The sequence below is a fragment of the Skermania piniformis genome (assembly GCF_019285775.1).
GTDB classification, from domain to species: domain Bacteria; phylum Actinomycetota; class Actinomycetes; order Mycobacteriales; family Mycobacteriaceae; genus Skermania; species Skermania pinensis.
Genome location: NZ_CP079105.1, coordinates 616544 through 636587 on the forward strand (window position 1 = coordinate 616544; position 20044 = coordinate 636587).

Annotated in this window: 22 protein-coding genes and 1 pseudogene; 15 read left to right on the plus strand and 8 right to left on the minus strand. The window is 69.1% G+C overall.

The genetic code is table 11. From position 1 onward, the window contains the following. Window positions 1–27 precede the first annotated feature (27 nt). The gene (locus KV203_RS02770) at window positions 28–405 is read left to right on the plus strand and encodes a VOC family protein (protein WP_066467109.1); all 378 of its coding nucleotides are present in this window, start codon (window positions 28–30) and stop codon (window positions 403–405) included. Here KV203_RS02770 and KV203_RS02775 read toward each other — a convergent pair whose 3' ends face one another. The 7 genes from KV203_RS02775 to KV203_RS02805 all read right to left on the minus strand — a co-directional run bounded on the left by KV203_RS02775 (window position 406) and on the right by KV203_RS02805 (window position 7296). Continuing rightward, entirely contained in the window at window positions 406–1020 is a 615-nt protein-coding gene (locus tag KV203_RS02775) for a TetR/AcrR family transcriptional regulator (protein ID WP_066466805.1), read from the minus strand. A gap of 6 nt (window positions 1021–1026) precedes the next feature. Next, a complete protein-coding gene (locus KV203_RS02780; protein WP_066466804.1) occupies window positions 1027–1950 on the minus strand; it encodes a hydroxymethylglutaryl-CoA lyase in 924 nt (307 codons plus the stop codon). Continuing rightward, entirely contained in the window at window positions 1947–3161 is a 1215-nt protein-coding gene (locus KV203_RS02785; RefSeq protein WP_066466803.1) for an alpha/beta hydrolase family protein, read from the minus strand. Before KV203_RS02785 ends, KV203_RS02780 begins: the two co-directional genes overlap by 4 nt. Further along, window positions 3158–4252, minus strand: coding sequence for a homogentisate 1,2-dioxygenase (locus KV203_RS02790; RefSeq protein ID WP_066466802.1), 1095 nt, complete (start codon window positions 4250–4252; stop codon window positions 3158–3160). Before KV203_RS02790 ends, KV203_RS02785 begins: the two co-directional genes overlap by 4 nt. A gap of 138 nt (window positions 4253–4390) precedes the next feature. After that, window positions 4391–5461: an NYN domain-containing protein gene (locus KV203_RS02795; RefSeq protein WP_066466801.1), complete on the minus strand. Its 1071-nt coding sequence runs from the start codon at window positions 5459–5461 to the stop codon at window positions 4391–4393. A gap of 82 nt (window positions 5462–5543) precedes the next feature. Further along, on the minus strand, window positions 5544–6278 hold the full coding sequence (locus KV203_RS02800; RefSeq protein ID WP_066466800.1) for an SDR family NAD(P)-dependent oxidoreductase: 735 nt from the start codon (window positions 6276–6278) through the stop codon (window positions 5544–5546). A gap of 28 nt (window positions 6279–6306) precedes the next feature. Further along, the gene (locus tag KV203_RS02805; protein ID WP_169797438.1) at window positions 6307–7296 is read right to left on the minus strand and encodes a tocopherol cyclase family protein; all 990 of its coding nucleotides are present in this window, start codon (window positions 7294–7296) and stop codon (window positions 6307–6309) included. Between the two features lie 34 nt (window positions 7297–7330). On the opposite strand from KV203_RS02805, the pseudogene KV203_RS02810 reads away from it, so the two are divergent. The 7 genes and pseudogenes from KV203_RS02810 to KV203_RS02840 all read left to right on the plus strand — a co-directional run bounded on the left by KV203_RS02810 (window position 7331) and on the right by KV203_RS02840 (window position 13571). Continuing rightward, window positions 7331–8144: pseudogene (locus KV203_RS02810) on the plus strand (alpha/beta fold hydrolase). Window positions 8145–8210: 66 nt separating this feature from the next. Further along, window positions 8211–9569 carry a D-inositol-3-phosphate glycosyltransferase gene (gene mshA, locus KV203_RS02815; protein ID WP_066466797.1) on the plus strand — a complete coding sequence of 453 codons (1359 nt, stop codon included), beginning with the start codon at window positions 8211–8213 and terminating at the stop codon, window positions 9567–9569. Then, the gene (locus KV203_RS02820) at window positions 9566–10123 is read left to right on the plus strand and encodes a type III secretion system chaperone family protein (protein ID WP_066466796.1); all 558 of its coding nucleotides are present in this window, start codon (window positions 9566–9568) and stop codon (window positions 10121–10123) included. The genes mshA and KV203_RS02820 overlap by 4 nt, the downstream gene beginning before the upstream one ends. 59 nt (window positions 10124–10182) lie before the next feature. Continuing rightward, the gene (locus tag KV203_RS02825) at window positions 10183–10923 is read left to right on the plus strand and encodes a phosphoglyceromutase (protein ID WP_066466795.1); all 741 of its coding nucleotides are present in this window, start codon (window positions 10183–10185) and stop codon (window positions 10921–10923) included. Window positions 10924–11071: 148 nt separating this feature from the next. Next, window positions 11072–12298 carry a sensor histidine kinase gene (locus tag KV203_RS02830; protein ID WP_066466794.1) on the plus strand — a complete coding sequence of 409 codons (1227 nt, stop codon included), beginning with the start codon at window positions 11072–11074 and terminating at the stop codon, window positions 12296–12298. After that, window positions 12295–12978, plus strand: coding sequence for a response regulator transcription factor (locus KV203_RS02835; protein WP_066466793.1), 684 nt, complete (start codon window positions 12295–12297; stop codon window positions 12976–12978). Before KV203_RS02830 ends, KV203_RS02835 begins: the two co-directional genes overlap by 4 nt. Before the next feature lie 26 nt (window positions 12979–13004). Then, the gene (locus KV203_RS02840) at window positions 13005–13571 is read left to right on the plus strand and encodes a nitroreductase/quinone reductase family protein (protein ID WP_066466792.1); all 567 of its coding nucleotides are present in this window, start codon (window positions 13005–13007) and stop codon (window positions 13569–13571) included. Here the strand turns inward: KV203_RS02840 and KV203_RS02845 are convergent. Further along, window positions 13549–14364, minus strand: coding sequence for a DUF3109 family protein (locus KV203_RS02845; RefSeq protein ID WP_083529732.1), 816 nt, complete (start codon window positions 14362–14364; stop codon window positions 13549–13551). The genes KV203_RS02840 and KV203_RS02845 overlap by 23 nt on opposite strands. 67 nt (window positions 14365–14431) lie before the next feature. On the opposite strand from KV203_RS02845, the gene KV203_RS02850 reads away from it, so the two are divergent. From KV203_RS02850 to KV203_RS02880, 7 genes are all read left to right on the plus strand, one after another. Beyond that, window positions 14432–15433, plus strand: a complete 1002-nt coding sequence (locus KV203_RS02850; RefSeq protein ID WP_066466791.1) for a Ppx/GppA family phosphatase — start codon at window positions 14432–14434, stop codon at window positions 15431–15433. Next, window positions 15430–16428 carry a hypothetical protein gene (locus KV203_RS02855; protein ID WP_066466790.1) on the plus strand — a complete coding sequence of 333 codons (999 nt, stop codon included), beginning with the start codon at window positions 15430–15432 and terminating at the stop codon, window positions 16426–16428. Before KV203_RS02850 ends, KV203_RS02855 begins: the two co-directional genes overlap by 4 nt. Window positions 16429–16435: 7 nt before the next feature. Then, window positions 16436–17377: a sugar phosphate isomerase/epimerase family protein gene (locus KV203_RS02860; RefSeq protein WP_066467106.1), complete on the plus strand. Its 942-nt coding sequence runs from the start codon at window positions 16436–16438 to the stop codon at window positions 17375–17377. Beyond that, a complete protein-coding gene (locus tag KV203_RS02865; protein ID WP_083529731.1) occupies window positions 17374–18222 on the plus strand; it encodes a thioesterase family protein in 849 nt (282 codons plus the stop codon). The genes KV203_RS02860 and KV203_RS02865 overlap by 4 nt, the downstream gene beginning before the upstream one ends. A gap of 55 nt (window positions 18223–18277) precedes the next feature. After that, complete coding sequence (gene proC / locus KV203_RS02870; protein WP_066466789.1) at window positions 18278–19096, plus strand: pyrroline-5-carboxylate reductase; 819 nt, start codon at window positions 18278–18280, stop codon at window positions 19094–19096. A 157-nt stretch (window positions 19097–19253) separates the two neighbouring features. Further along, window positions 19254–19493, plus strand: coding sequence for a helix-turn-helix domain-containing protein (locus KV203_RS02875; RefSeq protein ID WP_066466788.1), 240 nt, complete (start codon window positions 19254–19256; stop codon window positions 19491–19493). A 192-nt stretch (window positions 19494–19685) separates the two neighbouring features. Beyond that, window positions 19686–19787 carry a 30S ribosomal protein bS22 gene (locus KV203_RS02880; protein WP_003402602.1) on the plus strand — a complete coding sequence of 34 codons (102 nt, stop codon included), beginning with the start codon at window positions 19686–19688 and terminating at the stop codon, window positions 19785–19787. The last annotated feature ends 257 nt before the right edge of the window (window positions 19788–20044 follow it).

Genomic DNA, 20044 nt, shown 5'->3' on the forward strand with positions numbered 1-20044 from the left:
GACTCGATCGTAGGAAGAGTGGCCGACATGGCGAACGATGACACTTTCCCCCGGCTGCAGATGGTGACCCTGGACTGTGCGGCGGCGGCGCCGTTGGCGGAGTTCTGGTCGGCGTTGCTCGGGGTCGAGATCACGGCCCAGGGCGACGGGTATGCGATGCTGGCCACCCCCGGTGCGGCGATCGGGATCGGTGAGGTCGAGCACTACGTCGCACCCGGTTGGCCGAACGAGCACGGCAGCAAGCAGTTTCATTTCGATCTCGCCTGCGTCGACATCGCCGCGGCGCAGGCGCGGGCGGTCGAACTCGGCGCCACCGTGGTCGACCCGCAGCCCGGCGAAACCTGGCGGGTGCTGCTGGATCCGGCGGGTCACCCGTTCTGTCTGACCGACGCCGCCAACTGGTGATCAGCAGCCGTACACGGTCCGTCGCCAGATGGTGGCCAGCGTCGCGATCGCATCGGTGTCGCTGATCGTCAGCGGCAGCCCGCCCGGCCGCAGGAACACCGCGGTCGCGTTCTCGAACAGCAGCGCGATCGCCGCCCCGACCTGGTCGGGGTCGAGTTCGCGGGCGTGGCCGTGGCTCTGCGCGTGCCGGACCGTGGCGGCTGCCAGGTCCATCCCGACCCCGCGGAACCGGTTCTGTAGCTGCGCGAACCGGGGGCGGGTGGGCGCCAGCTGGGCCACGGCGACCAGCACTCCGATGTGCTGTTTGCACATTCGCCAGTACCCGGTCACCACGGCGTCGAAGAAACGGCGGTCGGCCGGCGAGTCCGGCAGCCGGACGGCATTGCCGGCCGGGAGCAGCTCGTCGTTCAGGAACTCCTCCGCCAGCGCCAGCAGCAACTCCTCCTTGTCGGCGTAGTACCGGTAGAACAGCGCCGGGGACCGGTCCGCGGCAGCGGTGATGTCGGCCAAGGTGGTGTCGTGGAACCCGCGTTCGGCGAACAGCGTGCGGGCGGCCCGGTCGATCGCTTCGCGGGTTTGCCGGCCCTTCGCGGTGCGGCTTTCCGGCGCTGGCACGGCGCCTCAGCCGAGGATCCGGTCGCCGGCGCGGAGCAGCGCCCCGGGCAGCTCGCGGCCGATCAGCTGCTGCGCCACTCGCCCGGCCCGGATGGCGGCGGCCAGGTCGACGTCGGTCGCGATGTCGCTGTCGCGGAGCAGATACACCAGATCCTCGGTCGCGATGTTGCCGCTTGCCCCCGGCGCGAACGGGCAGCCGCCGAGCCCGCCGACCGCCGCATCCAATCGGGTGATTCCGGCGCCGACCGCCGCGTACGCACAGGCCAGCCCGGCGCCGCGAGTGTTGTGGAAGTGCGCCCCGAGCGGCAGCTCGTCGATCAGCGGACGTACCCGTTCGATCAGCCGGGTGACCCGCCGTGGGGTCGCGGTGCCGATGGTGTCGGCAAGCGCGATCCGGTCGGCGCCGGCCGCGACGGCGGCCGCGACGACGGCCGTCACCCGGTCCGGTGCGGTGGGCCCGTCGAACGGGCAGTCCCACGCGGTCGCCACGATCACCTCGACGGTCACGTCGGCGGCGTGCGCGATCCCGACGATCTCCTCGATCAGGGCCGCCGAATCATCGGTCGAGCGGCCGACATTCGCGTGACTGTGGCTGTCGGCGGCGGACACCACGTACTCGATCGAGCCCAGGCCGGCGGTGACCGCGCGCCGGGCCCCGCCCGGTCCGGCGACCAGCGCAGAGAAGGTGATGCCCGGGTAGCGGCCCAGTTCGGCCGCGAGCTGGGCGGCGTCGGCCAGGGCCGGCACCTTCGTCGGGGAGACGAACGCGGTGGCCTCGATCTCGCGGACTCCGGTGGCGACCACGGCGTCGAGCAATTCCAGTTTGGCCGACAACGGGATCGGTGCCTCGATCTGCAGACCGTCGCGCAGGCACACCTCGCGGATGGTGACCTGTCCGGGTAGTGCCGGCTCCGGTGCCGTAGCGGTCATGCCGACTCCGCGGCGAGCTGGTGCCGGCGCAACCAGTCGGTGCAGATGTCCACCGCTCGGCGCAGCGGATCACGTTGTGCCGCACCGGAATAATAGTGATTCGCACCGGGGATCTCGTGCATCTCCTTGTCCGGACAGCCGATCGCGTCGAACAGCCGACGAGTGTGGCTGGGGGTGCAGGCGTCGTCGGCCAGGTTGCCGATCACCAGGGTGGGGATCGCGATCTCCGGTCCGGCGCGCAGTGCATCGGCGTTGGCGTCGTCGTAGCTCCATTGCGACAGCCAGCTGCGCAGCGTGCAGAACCGGGCCAGACCGGTCGCGCTCATGTTCACCTGCTGCGGATCGCCCAGATAGCAGGTTCCGGGTGCCCGTTCGTTCGGGTCGACGGTCGGGTCCAGCCAGCGTGGGTCGGCCATGGTGCCGTGCACCACGAAGCCGAACTCGTCGCCCGGCCGGCCCGCGGCGCGTAGTTCGGCCAATTTTGCCTTGACCCAGGTGGTGATCCGACGGTTGCGGTCGATCTGCGCCTGTCGGTACCGGTCCAGGAACGCCGGCGAGTACGGCGGCTGATTCGGATTGTCAGGGTTGTACAGGTCCAGCTCCGGATCGCGTCGGGTCGGATCGGACTCGTCCAGGATCGACGCGTCCAGCCATTCGGTGAGCGTGCCGTGTCGGCTGATGTGCGCCGCGAGCAGCAACAGGCCGTCCGCGGGGATCAATCCGAGCTGCGTCAGATCCGGACCGTCGCCGGATGGGCCGGCGGTGACCGTGGGGCGCTGGGCCTGTTGCTGATAGAACACCGACAGCGAGCCGCCGCCGCTCCAGCCGGCGAGCACCACCTTGCGGTACCCGAGCCGATCACGCGCATCTTTGATGCACTCGCCGAGGTCTTCGACGACCTTCTCCATCAGCAAGGCGGAGTCGGTGCCCCGGAATCGGCTGTTGCAATAGACGACGTGCTGGCCGGCGCGGGCCAGCGCGTTGATCATCGGTAGGTAGGCGCCACCGCCGATCGGGTGCATGAAGATCAGCACGGTGTCGGACGGGTGGTCGGTCGGGCGGAGCAGGTGACTTTCCAGCACGACCAGTTCGGCGATGCCGCCGTAGACATCGCGCACGCCGGAACTGTTCCGGTACGTGACGAGGTACGGAATCCGCTCGTAGTCGTAGCGGTCCGGCGTGGTCGGACCCGCCGGTGCTCCGGGGCTCACCGATGCTGTCCCAGGTCTGCGGCGAGTACCTCGGCGGATGGCACCAGCCGGCGCCGGGTATCGATCGCGATCACCGTCCAGTCCACCCGGTCGTAGGTATCGAAGGTGCGCCGCGCACGCTCGCGCGCCTTCTCCGGCGCACCGTGGTGCACCCCTTGCGGCGCGTGTGAGATCAGACCGGGCGGCATCGGGATGCCGTACAGCGAGCCGCCGTGGAAGAAGGCGATCTCGTCGTAGTCGACGTTGCGGTGATACCAGGGGGTGCGTTCGGTGCCGGGTGTGCCTTCGGCCGGCCGCGGCAGGAAGTTCATCACCACCACGCCGGTCGCCTCCATGAACAGGTGCACCGTGGCCGGTAGGTGGACGCTGTCGGAGGTGACCACGTGGTAGTCGGCGATGTTGAACGCGAACGGGAAGTTGTCCCCGCGCCAACCCTCGACGTCCAGCGGGTGATGCGGATAGAACAGCGACGTCGGGCCGCCCTCGTGATAGAGCCGCACCTCGTACCGGTCGCGCTCGTCGTCCGGGTACGCCATCGGCTCCGGAATCACCAGGCAGCCGGGGTCGAACGGGAAGTGCCGGCCGAGCGGGCCGGCCGGGGGCACCCGAAACTCTTCGGTCGCCTCGATCATCAACCAGGTGGACGGGGTGCTCGGGAGTTGCCGGAAGGTGCAGGCCTTCGGTAGGTAGAGCCAGTCGCCCGCCCGGTACGGCAGCGGACCGAACTCGGTCGCCAACTCGCCTTCGCCCTTGTGCACGAAGGTCAGCACGTCCCCGTCGACGTAGCGGGCGTGGAACGGCATCGGCTCGCTCCGGCGGGAGAGCCATACCCGGCAGTCGGGGTTGCCGAACAGCAGCAGGGGAGCGCCCTCGGCGCTGCTGGCGTCGCTCGGATGCAGCTCGGTGGCCAGTACATCGACCGGACACAACGGTCCGGTCGCCCGGAACGCGGTGGGATCGTGGCGGCGGAGCAGATTCGCCGTGCGGCCGGTGAAGCCGCCGCGACCCAGCTCGTCGTCCTTCATGCCGTCCAGATCGGCATGCAGTCGCCGGGGCAGCGTGCCTCGGTGCAGGTGAACGAAGGATTCCATGCTGTCCTTCCGGCTTACCCCCGGCGGTGATCGACGGTTGCCGACCCTCGAAGTAAAGATGAAGTCATCTTTACTTCTGCTACCCCATCACGGTAGGTCGGCCGGTGGACCGGCGTCAATGCCGGGTCACCCGCGCGCTCAGCCGACCGCGCCGGAGACCTCCGCCAACGGCTGCAGCGTGGCGTAATAGTTGCCCGACGACGTGCGGCCGAGCCGGATCGTGCGGGCGTACAGATTGAGATAGGCCGCGAGATTCCATGGCTTGTACAGGCCGTAGCAGCCGGTGAGCCGCGGCCCGATCACCCGGATCAGGTCGTCGCGAAGGTCCTCGATCGTCGCCCGTCCCCGGCTCTCGTCGAGATTGGCCCGGATCAGTTCGGCGATCTCACTCTGCGCGTCGTGCGTCAGGTACGGCGCGTCCTCCCGCTGATCCAACGCATCCGGATCGGTCGGGACGATCTCTTCCTCGGTCCACCGGAAATCGCCGGCGTGGTTGCGATAGAACTCGGCCATGTCGTCGTCCAGGGTCATTCCGTGTGCCTGCGCCAGCTGGGACAGCAGCCGCCAGAGGTAGGCTGGCTTGCGGACGGTTTGCTGGGGTTCCCCTTGGGTGCCGGTCGGCGGAACGGCCAGGAACCAGGCCCGGACCATCAGGTCGTCCGGCGATGCCGAGGGCAGCGGCTCCGCCGGGAGCGCCGGGCCGCTCGCCGGTGCGGTCGGCTCCGCGGCGAACTCGGCGATGTCGAGATAGTTGCGCGCGATCGCCTTCACCGAGCGCGGCGTCTTGCGGTTGCCGATCGCGACCACGCACTTGTTGTTCTCGGCCAGCACATGCATCACCGGCGCGAAATCGGAGTCACCGGAGACGATCACGAATCGGTCGATGAAGTCCTTGGTATAGAGCGCCTGCATGATGTCGGTGGTCATGTGGATGTCGGACGCGTTCTTGTGCGTGCCGGCGCCGGAGACGTGAACGTGTTTGAAGCCGGCGTCGGTGAGCCGCTGCTGGCCGCGGAAGCTCTTGGCGCTGCCGTAGGTGTTGCGGATCATGATCGAGTCGTCTGCCTGATCCAGGATCCCGCTGACCAGTTCACGGGTGACGGCCTTGGCTCGAATGTCTTCCCGCCGCACCTTCGCCTTGGTGTCGGTGGCCGTCATCCAAGCTGGTAGGACGATGTTCTCGAGATCTACGAAGATCGCGGTGGGCACGGAGAATCCTTCCTACCCCGACCCAGCGCAACGAATCATAGGTAATGATCGAAAGCTGGTTTGCGGCGATGCCCAAAAATTTTCAGTTTCGGCGGTGAAATCGACCGGCGCTCGCCTGATCGCGCGGCTGCACCACGATCCGGTCGATGTTCACGTGCGCCGGGCGGGATGCGACGAAGCCGACCAGTTCGGCGATGTCCGCGGCCACCAGTGGTTCGATCCCGGCGTAGACCTGTGCCGCGCGTTCGCGGTCGCCGTCGAACCGGACCATGGAGAACTCGGTCTCGACCGCGCCCGGCGCGATCTCGGTCAGACGCACCGGCCGGCCGAGCAATTCGCCACGTAACGTCCGGTGCAGCACCGCCTGAGCATGTTTGGCCGAGGTGTAGCCGGCGCCGTTGTCGTAGGGGGCCAGTGCGGCGATCGAGGTGACCGTCACGATCAGGCCGTCGCCGGATGCGATCAGCTTGGGCAACAGCGCCTTGGTCATTCGGAGGGTGCCGAGCACGTTCGTCTCCCACATCCAACGCCATTCGGCCAGATCGGCTTCGGCGACCGGGGTGAGGCCCTTTGCGCCGCCGGCATTGTTGACCAGCACGTGCACTTCGGGGATCGCCGCGCAGAACTCGGCGACCGAATCGTCGTCGGTCACATCCAGAGCCAGTGCGGTGCCGCCGATCTCATCCGCCAGCCGGGTCAGCCGGTCGATTCGCCGGGCGCCGACCACGACGTGGAAACCCTGGTCGGCGAGGGTGCGGGCGGTGGCTTCGCCGATACCGGAACTCGCCCCGGTTACGACGGCGGTACGGCCGATCACCGTCCGATCCCAGCTATCGCACGGTCGATCACGTCGGATCGCCCGGTGCTTCCGGGGGATCGGTCCGCTCGCCGTATTCGAGCGCAGCCAGCCGGGATTCGCCGCTCCAGATCAGTTCCGAGCGTTGCCGGACGCCGACGTGGAGCCGGGCCGCCGGATCGGTGACGGCCGGTGTCACCGTTGCCCGCCGGTCCGGTAGCGGTACCGGCAGCGCCAGCGGCTCGGCGCCGATCACCGTGCCCTCCAACGTTATTCCGGTACGTGCGGATCGGCCGTGGAAGGACCAGCGCTGTCCGTCGGCGCGGCCGCGGACCCCGGAGATGATCGGGTCGCCGATCCGAAGCACCTGACCGTCCGGCAATGCGAGTACCACCACGGTCACCACCCGGCGGTAGGCGCTGTCGGGCACCGCGCCGCCGGCAAAAGCGACGCATACTTCCCGTTCGGCAAAGCCTTGGGCCTGACCCCACCACCAGTAGTCCGGAAACCGCCCCTTGCCCCAATGCTTCTCGGCGTAAACCTGGGCGCCGTCCAAAGTTCGGGTCACGCCGCCGATCCGGACCGACCCGGTCACCCGACCGCCGAACAACCATGGGTGCCAGTACCGGTTCAGCCCGGGTAGCGCTTCGACCAGCGCGGCACCGGCGGACTGGCGGGGCCAGCCGACCGGCTCGGTGATACCGACATCGAGCTGTGCGTCGGGCCCCAGGTCGACGCGCAGCCGGTCCGGGCGGGCGCGGAGTGCCGCACCGGCGGTGACGCCGAACGCATCGGGATCGGCGGTCGCGGCACTCGTGGTGGCCGTGTGCACCGTGCCCTCGGGATGCGCGGCGAGGGTGACCAGGCCCCAGGTGTCGGCACCCGTCCGATTCACCGTCGCGGTAACCAGCAGGGTGCTGCCCGACTCCGGCTGGGTGAACCGCCACAGATAACCCTCGGTCGGCACGCCGACGTGCGCAGATAACGGGTCGCCGGACAGATCGGCACCGGTTGCGCGTAGTCGTTCCACCCAGCCCACCCGATGCACGCTACCCGGCGGTTACCGTGCAGGCATGATCTCCGAGACGCAGAGCGCCGACGGCACCTCGCTGGTCTATCGACGCACCGGGCCCGCGGACGGGCGGCCGTTGGTGTTGTTGCACGGCTGGTCGGCCGACCTGCGTTGTTGGTCGCCGGTGGCGGCCGAGCTCGCTCGGCGCTACCGGGTGATCGCGGTGGACCTGCGCGGGCACGGCTACTCGGACGCGCCGCTCGACGGCTACGACGATTCGCGTCGCTGGGCCGCGGACGTGGCAGCCGTGCTCGCCGCCGAGCAGGTGACCGCGGGCGCGGTGCTGCTCGGCTGGTCCTACGGCGGCTTGGTACTCACCGACTACGTATCGGTGTACGGAACCGGTGCGCTCGCCGGGATCGGATACGTGGGCGCGATCACCGGGGTCGGCCGGGCTGTGCCGGGTGGCCAAGCCGGGGCCGCGATGCAGCACGCCATTCCGGGGGTGTTCGAGGAGCGGCCGGGCCGCGCGGTGCGCGCGTTCGCCGGGTTCGGCGACGCGAGCACCGGTTCGGGCCCGGACAACGGCACCTACGCCCAGGCGTTGTTCGGGGCGAGCCTGGCCACCCCGCCGCGGGTGCGCAAGGCGTTGTTCTACCGCACGGTCGACCACGACCCGACCCTGCGGGCGCTGGACGTGCCGGCCCTGATCGTGCACGGCCTCGCCGATCCGGTCGTCGATATCGCCGCTGCCAGGCACAATGCCGAACTGATTCCGGACGTCCTACTGGGCGGATACCAAACATGCGCCGTTCGTGCACGATCCGGCGCGCTTCGTCGCGGAGCTGCATGCCTTCGTCGACAGCCTCGGATAACGACAACTCGGGTAGAGACAAGCGGCCGGTGCGCCGCCGATCCACCGGCCAGGCACCATGTAAGGCATGCCCGCTGCCGCACCCCGTCGGATCGCCGTCCTCTCGGTGCACACGTCGCCGCTGGCGCAGCCCGGCCTCGGCGACGCCGGTGGGATGAACGTCTACGTCCTGCAGACCGCGATCGAGATGGCGCGCCGCGGCGTCGAGGTGGAGATCTTCACCCGGGCAACCTCGTCGGCCGAGCCCGCAGTGATCGCCGCGGCCCCCGGGGTGACGGTGCGCAACGTGCTGGCGGGTCCGTTCGAGGGTTTGGCCAAGGAAGACCTGCCGACCCAGCTGTGTGCCTTCGCTGCCGGGGTATTGCGCGAGGAAGCGCGGCACGAACCCGGCTATTACGCGCTGGTGCATTCGCATTATTGGCTGTCCGGCCAGGTGGGCTGGCTGGCCCGGGACCGCTGGCGGGTGCCGTTGGTGCACACGGCGCACACGTTGGCCGCGGTGAAGAACGCGGCGCTGGCCACCGGCGATCGGCCCGAGCCGGCGGCCCGCGAGTACGGCGAGCGGCAGGTGGTGGTCGAGGCCGACCGGCTGGTCGCGAACACCGCCGACGAGGCCCGGCAGCTGATCGAGGTCTACGCGGCCCCGGCGGCGAAGGTGGACGTCGTCCTGCCGGGGGCCGACCTGACCCGGTACCGGCCGGGCGACCGGAGCGCCGCGCGGGCCGAGCTCGGTCTCGACCCGGGCGAGCAGATCGTCGCTTTCATCGGCCGGATTCAACCGCTCAAGGCGCCGGACCTGCTGTTGCGTGCGGTGGCGCGGTTGCTCGCCGACCACCCGAGCAGACCGTTGCGAGCTCTGGTGGTGGGCGGCCCGTCGGGCAGCGGCCGGGACCGGCCCGATGCGTTGATCGACCTCGCCGCCGAGTTGGGCATCACGGCGCAGGTCACGTTCTTGCCGCCGCAGCCGGCGGACCGGCTGGTGCAGGTGTACCGGGCGGCCGATCTGACCGTGGTGCCCAGCCACAACGAGTCGTTCGGTCTCGTCGCGATCGAGGCGCAAGCGTGTGGCACGCCGGTGGTCGCCGCCGACGTCGGCGGTCTCGGCACGGCGATCCGGGACGGGGTGACCGGTGTCCTGGTGCCGGGGCATCAGGTCGAGGATTGGGCGGCGGCGATCGGTGCGCTCCTGGCGGATCCGGCGCGCCGAACCGCGATGAGCGCCGCCGCAGTCCGGCACGCAGCCCAATTCTCCTGGGCACATACCGCCGACGGCTTGCTCGACAGCTACGCCAGGGCGATCGAGGGCGCGATGCGCCGACCGGCGGGTGGGCCGCTGTCTCGGCCGCGCTCGCGCGTCCGCTGGCGTCCGCGGCGCACCGGGGAGAGCCGCGCGAGCGGCCCGCGTGGTGGTGGAATGCCGGCATGACCGCCGACCTGACCGCCACCGCCGACCTGATCGCCGGCGCGCTCGCGGAGCGTGAGCTGGAATTCCGTCATCCGTCGCCGACCGAGTTCGTGATCGATCTACCGGGCGAACACAAGCTGAAGACCACCTGCCTGCTGACGCTCGGCCCACACGGCGCGCGGGTGGAAGCGTTCGTGTGTCGGCATCCGGACGAGAACCTCGCCGGGGTGCACCGGTATCTGCTGCGACGCAACCGGCGCCTGTACGGCGTGGCGTACACCATCGATCGGATCGGCGACATCTATCTGATCGGCCGGATTTCGGCCGATGCGTTGACCGCCGACGAGCTGGACCGGGTACTCGGCCAGGTCGTCGAGGCTTCGGACGGTGACTTCAATACGCTGCTGGAGCTGGGCTTCGCCGAGTCGATTCGGCGGGAATGGCGCTGGCGGGTGTCCCGGGGCGAGTCCTTGGCGAACCTCGCCGCGTTCGAGCACCTCGTTGTCGGGGACCAGGACCGCGGGGACCAGGAACCAGGCCGCGCCGCCCCGCCGGTAGCCGAACAGCCGGAATAGTCGGCGTCGGGGCAGCTGCGGCAGCGCGTCGGGTGGGCCGCCGTGGCAAGATTTCCGCCATGGGCAACGGCACACTGGTATTGCTTCGGCACGGCGAGAGTGAGTGGAACGCGCTCAATCTGTTCACCGGCTGGGTGGACGTGCAGCTCACCGAGAAGGGGATGGCCGAGGGCCGCCGTGCCGGTGAGCTGCTCGCCGAGCACGACGTGCTCCCCGACGTCGTCTACACCTCGCTGCTGCGCCGGGCGATCAACACGGCCGCTCTCGCGCTGGATGCGGCGGATCGGCACTGGATTCCGGTGGTGCGGGACCGGCGGTTGAACGAGCGGCATTACGGCGCGCTGCAAGGCAAGGACAAAGCGCAGATCCGGGACGAGTACGGCGACGAGCAGTTCATGCTCTGGCGGCGCAGCTACGACATCCCGCCACCGCCGATCGCGCCGGGCGATCCCTACGATCAGGAAGGCGACCCGCGGTACGCCGCCGGTTCGGTGCCCCGCACCGAATGCCTGCAGGACGTGGTATCGCGGATGGTGCCGTACTGGGAGACGACGATCAGCCGCGAGTTGCGCGCCGGCAAGACGGTGCTGATCGCCGCGCACGGAAACTCGCTGCGCGCGTTGGTAAAACATCTGGACGGCATCTCCGACGCGGCTATCGCCGGACTCAACATTCCGACCGGGGTGCCCGCGATCTACCGCTTCGACGAGGAGCTGCGGCCGCTCGGCACCCTGGCCTATCTCGATCCGGAGGCGGCCGCTGCCGGCGCCGCTGCGGTTGCTGGCCAAGGCGGCAAGTAGCGCTTCCGCTCCGGTCGGTCCTCCCGGGTGCGGTACGCGAACGCCAGGTAAACGCCCGGCGAATGTCCGGCTTCGGCAGTGTGACCTGCGGCGAAAAGGTCTGCCGGGGCGTTCGGCGACGGTTCGGGGAAACGTAGGATTTCCAACCGTGGGCGTGGTTCAGACAGTGCTGCTCCCGGCGGTGGCGTTGCTCGCCGGTCTGCTGACCGGTGCCGTCGTCGGTTGTTTCTGGACTGTCCGACGCTGCGGAGTCGACGCCGAACAACGTCGTCGTCGCCGTTCGGCCGAGTTGGCGGACCGAGTGGTGCAGGTCGCCGACACCGGCGTCGCCGTCGTGGACGCGAACCGGGACGTGATCGTCACCAACCCGCGGGCGGCCGAGCTCGGGTTGGTGCGTGATGATCTCCTCGACGATCGCGCCTGGGTGGCGGCGGCGCGGGTGCTCGACACCGGCGGGCCGGTCGATTGCGACCTCACGGCGGAGCACCCGCTGCCCGGTCGGGGACGGATCGCCGTCCGTTGCCGGGCCCGTTCGCTCGGCCCTGATCAGCCGGGTCTGGTGGTGCTCTTCGCCGACGACGACTCCGAGCAGGTGCGGATGGAGGCGACGCGACGCGATTTCGTCGCCAACGTCAGCCACGAGCTGAAGACGCCGCTCGGTGCGCTGAGCCTGCTTGCTGAAGCCTTGCTGGAGTCTGCCGACGATCCCGACTCGGTGCGGCACTTCGGCGGCCGAATGCAGACCGAGGCGTTTCGGCTCGGCTCGATGGTCAGTGAACTGATCGCGCTGTCCCGGCTGCAGGGCGCGGAAAAGCTGCCCGATCCCGAGCCGGTCGACGTGGACGACGTGGTGGAGCTGGCGGTGGACCGCTCGCGTACTGCCGCCGAGGTCGGCGGAATCCAGGTCACCACCGACCGAGCCAGCGGGCTGCAGGTGCTCGGCGACCGGACCTTGCTGGTCACCGCACTGACCAACCTCGTGGCGAACGCCATCGTCTACAGCCCGGCCGGCTCGCACGTGTCGATCAGTCGGGCCTTGCGCGGGGGGATGGTCACCGTCTCGGTGACCGACCGGGGCATCGGCATCGCCAAACGTGACCAGGAGCGCGTGTTCGAGCGGTTCTTCCGGGTGGACAAGGCCCGATCGCGGGCCACCGGTGGGACCGGTCTGGGGCTGGCGATCGCCAAACATGTCGCCGCCAACCACAACGGCGAACTCACCCTCTGGAGCAAGCTCGGTACCGGCTCCACCTTTACCCTGCGGATTCCGGTGCACCGGTCCGCGGAATCGGGCAGCGCGGCCGCCGGCGTTGCGGCCCAACCCGACCGACCGACCGCTCGGACCACCGAGCGCCGAGAAGGAGCTGCGAGATGACCAGTGTCCTGATTGTCGAGGACGAGGAGTCGTTGGCCGATCCGCTTGCCTTCCTGCTCCGCAAGGAGGGGTTCGAGGTGAAGGTGGTCGGCGACGGGCCTTCCGCGCTGGCCGAATTCGATCGCGCGGGCGCCGACATCGTGTTGCTCGACCTGATGTTGCCCGGAATGAGCGGCACCGACGTGTGCAAGCAGCTGCGCAGCCGGTACAGCGTGCCGGTGATCATGGTGACCGCCCGGGACAGTGAGATCGACAAGGTGGTCGGGCTGGAATTGGGCGCCGACGACTACGTCACCAAACCGTATTCGGCGCGCGAGCTGATCGCGCGGATCCGGGCGGTGCTCCGGCGGCGAACCGACCTCGACGAGGACGGCGTGGTTCCGGTGCTTGAGGCCGGCCCGATCCGGATGGATGTCGAACGGCATATCGTGCTGGTTCGGGGCGAACCGGTGTTGTTGCCGCTCAAGGAATTCGAGTTGCTGGAATACCTGCTGCGCAATTGCGGCCGGGTGCTCACCCGGGCGCAATTGATCGATCGGGTCTGGGGTGCGGACTATGTCGGCGACACCAAGACACTCGACGTGCACGTGAAGCGGTTGCGCGGCAAGATCGAGAACGATCCGGCGAAACCGGAGCGGCTGCTGACCGTGCGCGGGTTGGGATACAAACTCGAGGTGTGAGGCACCGCTGCCAGTAAGCTGGATCGATGAGTCGTTCGTCCGCATCGGTCGGTAAGGCATCGGTCGGTAAGGCATCGGTCGGTAAGCCACTGCCCCGGGTCGATCCGCAGGCGCGGGTCGCCCTGCCGACGCGCGTGTATGCGGCGTTCCTCGGTACCCCGATCGGCCGGTGGACCGCGATCAACGTTGCGCCGCGGGTCGATCCGTTGCTGTTGCGCACTACCGGCGGGCGGATCGGGATGGGCCTGATGCTGCCGTCGGCCCTGCTGACCACCACCGGAGCGAAGAGCGGGCTTCCGCGGACCAGCACCGTCCTGTACTTCCATGACGGCGACGACGTCGTGCTGGTCGCCTCCAACTTCGGCCGGGACGCGCATCCGAGCTGGTACTACAACCTCCGGGCGCATCCGCGGGTGCGGATCGGCAAGGACGGTGACGGTGCCGAGTGGCTTGCCGCCGAGGTCACCGCCGCGGACGAACGGCGACGGTTGTGGGACTCGGCCGACCGGGTCTACCCCGGTTACGCCGACTATCGGTTGCGGAGCGCACAGGTGGGCCGCACGATCCCGCTCATTCGGCTTCGGCCGGCGTGAGCCGCCGGGCGGCAGAGGTCGCCGGGTGGATCGCGATCAGGCCGGTTTGCTGTCGGCGCCGGCACAGTTCGGCCAGCTCGGCGTACGCGGCGGCGCCGAGCAACTCGGTCAGCTCGGCGGCGTAGGACATCCAGACCGGCCGCGAGCCGACATGCGCGTCGGGTGAACTCGTGCAGTACCAGTCCAGGTCGGCGCCGCCTTCGCCCCAGCCACGCCGGTCGTATTCGGTGATCACGGTACGGAGGATCTGCACGCCGTCGGGCCGTTCGACCCAATCCTGGGTACGCCGGATCGGCAGCTGCCAGCACACGTCCGGTTTGACCTCGAGCGGTTCGATCCCCGATCGCACCGCCATGATGTGCAATGCGCAACCGACGCCACCGGTGAATCCGGGCCGGTTCAGGAAGATGCACGCCCCGTGGTGGCGGCGGGTCCGTTCCGCCGGCTCGTCGTCGATCTCGTCCTCCTCGACGTACCCCTGCTTGCTCTGTCCGATCCGATGGAACTGCCAGTCGTCGGTGGTGAGCATGGCCACCGCGCGGTCCAGCCGGGCCCGGTCGTCCGCATCGGACAGGAAGGCGCCGTGCGAGCAGCAACCGTCGTCCGGGCGGTCGGCGATGATGCCGTGGCAGGCGGGGGTGCCGAACTGGCACGACCAGCGCGACAGCAGCCAGGTGAGGTCGGCGACGATCTGATGATCTTCCTGGTCCGGGTCGGTGAACTCGATCCACTCCCGCGGGAAGTCCAGTCCCACCTCGGGGGTCGGTTCGGGCGTCGTAGGACGGGCGGTCACGCCAGCGAACGGTAGTCCAGGACGCCGGGAGCGCACACGCAGGTCAGGACACCAGTACCGTATCGGTGTGCGCCTTGGGGTTCTCGATGTCGGTAGCAACACCGTCCATCTACTGGTGGTAGACGCACATCGGGGTGCGCATCCCACTCCGATGTCGTCGACGAAGTCGGCGTTACGGCTGTCCGAGACGATGGGTGACGACGGCCGGATCACCGATCGGGGTGCGGAGCGATTGGTCGACACGGTCGCCGAGTTCGCCAGCATCGCCACAACCTCGGGCTGCGGCGAACTCATGGCATTCGCTACCTCCGCGGTGCGCGAGGCGGCCAATTCCGACGACGTGCTCGCCCGGGTCCGCGCCGACGCAGGGGTGGAGCTGCAGGTGCTCTCCGGTGTCGACGAGGCCCGGCTGACCTTCTTGGCCGTGCGCCGGTGGTTCGGCTGGAGCGCGGGCACCATTCTCGACCTGGACATCGGCGGCGGCTCGCTGGAGCTGACCGTCGGTGGCGACGAAGATCCCGAGGTGGCGTTGTCGCTGCAGCTCGGCGCCGGCCGATTGACCCGGGAATGGCTGGTCGAAGACCCGCCGAGCAAGCGGCGGATCGGGGTGCTGCGGGACTGGTTGGACGCCGAACTCGCCGACCCGGCCAAGCAGCTCGCCATGGCCGGAACCCCGGATCTTGCGGTGGGCACCTCGAAGACGTTCCGATCGTTGGCGCGGCTGGCCGGTGCCGCACCCAGTTCGGCCGGGCCGCGGGTCCGCCGGACCCTCACCCGGACCGGTTTGCAGCAACTGATCGCCTTCATCTCCCGGATGACCGCGGACGATCGGGCCGAGCTGGACGGCGTGACCGCGGACCGGTCGCCGCAGATCGTCGCCGGGGCGCTGATCGCCGAGGCATCGATGCGGGCGCTCGATCTGGAATCGGTCGAGATCTGCCCGTGGGCGCTGCGCGAAGGCTTGATTCTGCGCAGACTGGATACTGGTCTCGGTGGCGAGCGCGTGGATGGTGTGACACTCGGGGTAAACGGCGACGACAGGCGGACGGCGAAGGTTGCGGCGAAATGACCGATGAACGGGCTCCGGACTCGACGAGTCAGATCTCCGTCGCCGAGTTGCTCGCCCGGAACGGAAAGAGCTCGGCGACCGGGAACGGGCGCCGCCGTCGGGGCGGCGCGCGCAGTATCCCGGTCGCCGAACTCACCGGCGAATTGCCGGTGGTGGATACCGCCGGCACGCGCTCGGCGAACCAGCCTCTGCCCGGTGACTACTCCCGCGTCGAGCTGACCGAGATACCCCGCGCCCGGTTCGCCGAACCGATCGCGCCGGATCCGCCGCGCCCGGACACCCGGAACGTGCCGACGGCGGCGTGGTCGGTCGACCAGGCCCCAGGGAACGCCGGTACCACCAACGGCAGTAAAACCAACGGCAGCGCAGCCAACGGCAGTGCAACCGGCGGTAGCGCGACCGACGGCAGCTCGAGCGGCGCCGCGAGCACCGGACACGCGCGTCGGGTCTCCGGCACCGACATCTCCGGCAACGACATCGAGACCGTGCAGTTCCCGGCGATCACCGGCCGATCCGACGAGCGGACGGCGTGGCAGGTCGGCAGCCGGGCATCCGGCGCCGTGGCGCCGGCCGAACCGGTACAGCCGGCGCCGTCGCCCGCCGGGCCGCGCCGGTCGGAGCCGGCGGATCGATCGAAGCGGACGGATCGATCGAAGCGGATCAATCGGTCGACGCCGGACCCGGCGGCCGCGGGGGGCGAGTCCACCCGACGCAGTGCCCGCCGCGCGGCAAGTCCGCTGCGTCAGTGGTTGGTCCTGGCCGCCCAGGTGATCGTCGCGGTGATCGTCGGCGCCTTGCAGTTCAAGGGCTTCGAGGAGCTGTGGGACACGCTGCCGGTGGTGGCGTTGGTGTTGGCGGTACTGGTCGTCATCGCGCTGGTCGCGCTGGTCCGCGTCGTCCGCCGGACCGACGATCTGCTCAGTACGGTCATCGCGATCGTGGTGGGAATCTGCGTGACGATCGGTCCGCTGGTGTTTCTGCTGAGCTCGGGCTGAGGTGACGATGGCGACAGGACCGACAACGGGACAGACGAGCGCGGTGCCACGGCGACCGGTGCTGGTCGGCCTATCGACGGCCTCGGTCTATCCGGAGAACACCGAAGCCGCGTTCCGCTATGCGGCCGAGCTCGGTTACGACGGAGTCGAGCTGATGGTCTGGGCGGAGCCGGCGAGCCAGGATGTACCTGCGGTGCAAGCACTGGTCCGGGAGTACGCCGTGCCGGTCCAGGCCGTGCACGCGCCCTGCCTGCTCATCTCGCAGCGGGTGTGGGGTGCCGACCCGGTGACCAAGCTGGCTCGTTCGGTACGGACCGCGGAAGCGCTGGGCGCCGATACCGTCGTGGTGCATCCGCCGTTCCGATGGCAGCGGGCCTACGCTTCGGGGTTCGCCGAGCAGGTGGCCGAGTTGGAAGCGGGCAGCGAGGTGATCGTCGCGGTGGAGAACATGTTCCCGATGCGCGCCGACAGTTTCTTCGGCCGGGGCAGCTCGGCGGTCGAGCGGCTGCATCGGCGCGGCGGACCCGGGCTGGGGATTTCCGCGTTCAGCCCGTCCTACGACCCGACCGACGTCGGGCACGCGCACTACACCCTCGATCTGTCGCATACCGCCACCGCCGGGATGGACGCACTCGCGCTGGCCGCGAAGATGGGCCGCGGACTCCGCCATCTCCATCTGGCGGACGGTCGGGGAGCGGCCTACGACGAACATCTGATTCCGGGCGACGGCAGTCAGCCCTGTGTCGAGCTGTGCCGTTACCTGGCCGGGCGTGGGTTTGTCGGGCAAGCCGTGATCGAGATCAATACACAGAACGCGCGGACGGTGACCGAACGCGCGGCCATGTTGGAGCGGGCGCTGAGCTTCGCTCGGGCACATTTGACCGTGCCACCGGATCCCGCGCCGGTCGGCCGCACCGGTCCCGCCGACCGGGAGGACGACGCGCGGTGACGGCCGGGCCGGTGTCGGCTGCCTCGTTTGCTGCCGTCTGCGCGCTCACCCCGGCGGGCCCCGCCCGGTTCACCGGATCGATCGATCCGGTCTGGACGGTCGGCCCGAAGGTGCACGGCGGCACCTTGCAGGCGGGCTGCGCCGCTGCCGCCCGAGCCTGGCTGACCCGGCAGCTGCCGGCCGCAGCCGCGCTGCAGCCGCTCGCGATCAGTACCAACTTCCTCGGTGCGCCGGAGCCGCGAGAGGTCACCTACGCGGTGACGATCCGCAAGACCGGTCGACAGATCTGCCTGGTCGACGTCGAACTGAGCCAGGATGGTCGTACCTGCGTACTGGCTACGGTGACGCTCGGCCGGCTCGGCGAGCAGGCACCGGCGTACCAGGCGCCGCATCCGGCGATGCCGGTGGCGCCACCGGCCGAGGCGACGGAACGGATGGCCGAGGCGGCGCCCGGCTCGGTCGTGCATTTCGCGGCCGAACTCGACATCCGGCTGGAGCGGACGTCCGCCGCATTCTGCACCGGAGCTCGCAGCGAGCCGGTGGTCCGCCTGTGGGCGCGGCCGTCCCCGGCCGATGCCGCCGATCCGGATGTCGCACTGCTGTTCGCAAGCATGCTCGCCGATGTCAGCCCGCCTGCGGTGTTCAACCTCGGCTATGCCGGTTGGGCGCCGACGGTGCAGCTGACGACCTACCTGCGCCGCCGTCCCGTACCCGGCTGGTTCCGGGTGATTTCCAGCGTGATCGCGGTGACCGGCGGCACCTTCGACGAGGACCACCTGGTGCTGGACGCGTCCGGCGCGCTGGTATCGCAGAGCCGACAGCTGGGTTTGCTACCCAAGAGCTGATGGTCGCCGGGGGGCGCCGCGGACGTCGTCGGGGGAGGTTCCTAGGCTGATCGCCATGACGAGGGTAGCGGTCATCGGCGGTGGCCGGATCGGTGAGGCGTTGGTCGTCGGCCTCATCGACGCGGGCTACGCGATCAAGGACTTGGTCGTCGCCGAGCACGATGGTGGCCGCGCCGCCGATCTGTCGTCCCGACTCGGCGTCCGGGTGACCGACGCCGCCGCCGACGCGGCGGAAGGTGCGGACCTGGTTGTGCTCGCGGTCAAGCCGAGCGATGTCGACCGGGTATTGACCGATCTGGGCCGCATCGAGCTCGGTGGCCAGCGGGAACAGGTGCTGGTCTCGATGGTCGCCGGGGTGTCGACCTCACGGTACGAGAACAAACTTCCGGCCGGCTTCCCGGTCGTCCGGGTGATGCCGAATACTCCCATTTTGGTAGGACAAGGCATGATCGTCATCGCACCCGGCCGTTACGCTCGGCCGGGTCATCTGGAAACGGTCGGTGAAGTACTCGGCGCGGTGGGTCGGGTAACGACAGTGGCCGAGAACCAGATGGATGCGGTGACTGCGGTATCCGGGTCGGGGCCGGCCTATTGCTTCTTGGTGGCCGAGGCGCTGATCGATGGCGCCGTCGGGGTCGGTTTGTCGTTGCGGACTGCTACCGAACTGGTCGTGCAGACCATGGTCGGGGCCGCAGCGATGCTTCAGGAGTCGGGCGAGTCGCCGAACGATCTCCGTGCGGCGGTTACCTCGCCGGGCGGTACGACAGCGGCAGCGGTACGTGAGTTGGAGCGTGCCGGTGTCCGTTCGGCGTTCATCGAAGCAGTGCACGCAGCGAAGGAACGGTCCGAGCGCCACGGTTCGGCAACGGAATAGACACAATTGACGTGCGCGGATAACGGAACAAGCGACTAATTTCCCCCCACTCGTCGCATGTACCTCACTGGTCCCGCTAAGCTCAGCGCAGCACGTACGTGTCTGTTCCGCCGGAGGGGAAGCCGGTGGCGCGCACGTGTCGAAGGTTGGTGGATTGATGGCGTCGGTAAACAAGTCGTCGCAGGGCTCTGTCCCGTCCGCGGACGGACAAGCTCTCGGCGGTACCCAGTTCCTGACGGTCGCTGAGGTCGCGAACCTGATGCGAGTGTCGAAAATGACCGTGTATCGGCTGGTACACAGCGGTGAGCTGCCCGCAGTGCGGGTGGGTCGGTCGTTCCGGGTGCATGCGAAGGCGGTGCACGACTACCTGGAAACCTCGTACTTCGACGCGGGCTGAGCCGAGGCGTTGCGCCTCGGTTTCACCCGCTCGTTGTGACCCCGGTACGATGTCTCGAACCATCGCCGGTCGTGCTCGTGGTCCGGCTACGCCGGCATCCCGAGCGGTGCTGTGTGTCCCGGGTTGTTATCCCGGTTTGTGCAGCCGGACATGGTTCAAGACGAACGTTGGAGAGAGGACGCGTAACCCCGCATGGGTTCAGTGATCAAGAAGCGCCGGAAGCGGATGTCGAAGAAAAAGCATCGGAAGTTGTTGCGGCGCACCCGAGTGCAGCGTCGCAAACTCGGCAAGTAAACCCGCTCGGCAGCTCGGCTCGCCGTTTGTACGTCAGTGCCCGCCGCCGCATATCGGTGGCGGGCATTTGCGTTCGGAAGCAGTGGGCCGCCGTCGGTTCGGATGCGTTCGGGTCGTGACCGTGTTACGTCGCCGTATCCACGCGGTTGCATGACGGCGATCTGCCCGGCGGCTTGTTACGCTTGCAGTGGAGTTTGGACTCCAACAACGAGGTCCGGTCGGGGCTCGAGAAGCGGCGCGACGTGGCGGCGATCGAA

What these genes read in the sequence shown, in the direction of transcription:
- KV203_RS02770 (WP_066467109.1), top strand. Translation starts at nt 28, where the DNA reads ATGGCGAACGATGACACTTTCCCCCGGCTGCAGATGGTGACCCTGGAC.
- KV203_RS02780 (WP_066466804.1), bottom strand. Translation starts at nt 1,950, where the DNA reads ATGACCGCTACGGCACCGGAGCCGGCACTACCCGGACAGGTCACCATC.
- KV203_RS02790 (WP_066466802.1), bottom strand. Translation starts at nt 4,252, where the DNA reads ATGGAATCCTTCGTTCACCTGCACCGAGGCACGCTGCCCCGGCGACTG.
- mshA (WP_066466797.1), top strand. Translation starts at nt 8,211, where the DNA reads ATGCCCGCTGCCGCACCCCGTCGGATCGCCGTCCTCTCGGTGCACACG.
- KV203_RS02820 (WP_066466796.1), top strand. Translation starts at nt 9,566, where the DNA reads ATGACCGCCGACCTGACCGCCACCGCCGACCTGATCGCCGGCGCGCTC.
- KV203_RS02825 (WP_066466795.1), top strand. Translation starts at nt 10,183, where the DNA reads ATGGGCAACGGCACACTGGTATTGCTTCGGCACGGCGAGAGTGAGTGG.
- KV203_RS02835 (WP_066466793.1), top strand. Translation starts at nt 12,295, where the DNA reads ATGACCAGTGTCCTGATTGTCGAGGACGAGGAGTCGTTGGCCGATCCG.
- KV203_RS02840 (WP_066466792.1), top strand. Translation starts at nt 13,005, where the DNA reads ATGAGTCGTTCGTCCGCATCGGTCGGTAAGGCATCGGTCGGTAAGGCA.
- KV203_RS02855 (WP_066466790.1), top strand. Translation starts at nt 15,430, where the DNA reads ATGACCGATGAACGGGCTCCGGACTCGACGAGTCAGATCTCCGTCGCC.
- KV203_RS02860 (WP_066467106.1), top strand. Translation starts at nt 16,436, where the DNA reads ATGGCGACAGGACCGACAACGGGACAGACGAGCGCGGTGCCACGGCGA.
- proC (WP_066466789.1), top strand. Translation starts at nt 18,278, where the DNA reads ATGACGAGGGTAGCGGTCATCGGCGGTGGCCGGATCGGTGAGGCGTTG.
- KV203_RS02875 (WP_066466788.1), top strand. Translation starts at nt 19,254, where the DNA reads ATGGCGTCGGTAAACAAGTCGTCGCAGGGCTCTGTCCCGTCCGCGGAC.
- KV203_RS02880 (WP_003402602.1), top strand. Translation starts at nt 19,686, where the DNA reads ATGGGTTCAGTGATCAAGAAGCGCCGGAAGCGGATGTCGAAGAAAAAG.